The 1,325-nt window shown below is 35.9% G+C and carries 3 protein-coding genes; 1 reads left to right on the top strand and 2 read right to left on the bottom strand.

What is annotated here, in order from left to right; all coding sequences use genetic code 11:
• A partial coding sequence (locus tag DWA30_RS13215; RefSeq protein ID WP_210725377.1) for a hypothetical protein occupies positions 1–335 on the top strand: 335 nt, incomplete at its 5' end.
• A 26-nt stretch (positions 336–361) separates the two neighbouring features.
• On the opposite strand, the gene DWA30_RS00935 is transcribed toward DWA30_RS13215, so the two are convergent.
• Both DWA30_RS00935 and DWA30_RS00930 read right to left on the bottom strand, forming a co-directional pair.
• Positions 362–724 (bottom strand): hypothetical protein, encoded by a 363-nt coding sequence (locus tag DWA30_RS00935; RefSeq protein WP_114490663.1) that lies wholly within the window; start codon positions 722–724, stop codon positions 362–364.
• Entirely contained in the window at positions 717–1,232 is a 516-nt protein-coding gene (locus DWA30_RS00930) for a hypothetical protein (protein WP_114490662.1), read from the bottom strand. The genes DWA30_RS00935 and DWA30_RS00930 overlap by 8 nt, the downstream gene beginning before the upstream one ends.
• Positions 1,233–1,325 lie beyond the last annotated feature (93 nt).

The raw sequence follows: 1,325 nt of genomic DNA, 5'->3' as shown, positions 1-1,325 counted from the left end.
GAGTTCTTATGGCCAGTATTAACGAAAAAGCCCGAACATTAAATCTATTGTACAAAATGACAAATGCTTTGTATGGTCAAAAAGTTAGAATAGAACGAGATCCATTACATCGTCGCTACGAAGTTAATCGTTATGGAATATACTTGGAGTCTAAAACTCGTTCGTCAAAAGAAATGGCCCGAAAAATAACCGATGCGCTTGTTGAAAAGTTAGGTGCTGAAATCGAAAAAGATGTCTTTTCAAAAAGCATTTACTACACAACTCATAATGGACGAAAAGTGCGTATTTCGATTGACCCAGAACGTGGTGAAAGACTTTATATTATGGTTCATTAAAGCTGCTTTATAGCAGCTTTTTTTGATTACTGATTGTCTTCTTTTGATAACTCTCTGAATTTGTCGAATTCTTCTCGACTCATGTTTTCTGACGCAAAAGCCTCAAAAACCCAGTCCTCAAAGTCCTGACTTTTAATCTCTGATGTTTGGTAACCGTAAGATTTGGAGAGGATTTGATGAAGAGCTTCAAATTCTTTTTTTGTTTTGTGGATTCGACATAAGGTTAATTCATCATTGTCGCCGAACTCTTTTTTAATTTTGTCATGTGTTTTTTGATACATCTCTTTAACAACGGGATCGTCGCCTTCATAAACAACAAAACCAAACAGACTGTTTTTATTTTCCAGACTGTCTCTGCAATGAATAACGGCATTAAATTTTTCAGACATATTTTTTATTCCTCTTGGTGGATTTTTTAGATTTTGGAAGATTTTCAATGATGCTTTTGTAATCAATGTTTTTAACAACAGGATCAATAGCTTTAACCGCTTTAAGAAAACATTCGGTAGCACCCTCTTCATAAAGGTGCTCAAAACTTGCCAACGTTTCCTGAAAATTGGTTTCTTTGTTATCACACAAGCGTCTTGCCTCGTATTTTTGTACACCGCCTTGTTGATAATTCTCTGAAACATTAGCTATAATTAAGGCAACAAGATTTAATTTTGGCTTGTTTTCAGGATTGGTGGTTGTTTCGAGCAAGGCTTGCATAATATCAGAGCCGGGAGAAAAAGCTTCAATAGCTGCTGCCGCTTTCAAAAAGAAGCTAGCAATTGTTTCATCGGCATTGTGAGAGAATTGCCCAATTTTACGAAATCGTTGTTGAGAGCCAACACGAACTTCATAGTCCTGCAATCCTTTAAGTTTATATTCTGTGCTGACATTGGCGATATAAAGCATGTATTAATCCAAGCTTTGCGTGAGTTTAATGATTTTATAAAGACTGAGATCAGGTATTTCACAGTAATAATCGACCAGTACCTTCTCGTAGCA

The sequence above is a fragment of the Candidatus Ulvibacter alkanivorans genome, from assembly GCF_003333325.1.
GTDB classification, from domain to species: Bacteria; Bacteroidota; Bacteroidia; order Flavobacteriales; family Flavobacteriaceae; genus Ulvibacter_A; species Ulvibacter_A alkanivorans.
This window is presented reverse-complemented; position numbering and strand designations above follow the sequence as displayed.

Coding starts and splice junctions, on each gene's coding strand:
- DWA30_RS00935 (WP_114490663.1), bottom strand. CDS start 724: ATGTCTGAAAAATTTAATGCCGTTATTCATTGCAGAGACAGTCTGGAA.
- DWA30_RS00930 (WP_114490662.1), bottom strand. CDS start 1,232: ATGCTTTATATCGCCAATGTCAGCACAGAATATAAACTTAAAGGATTG.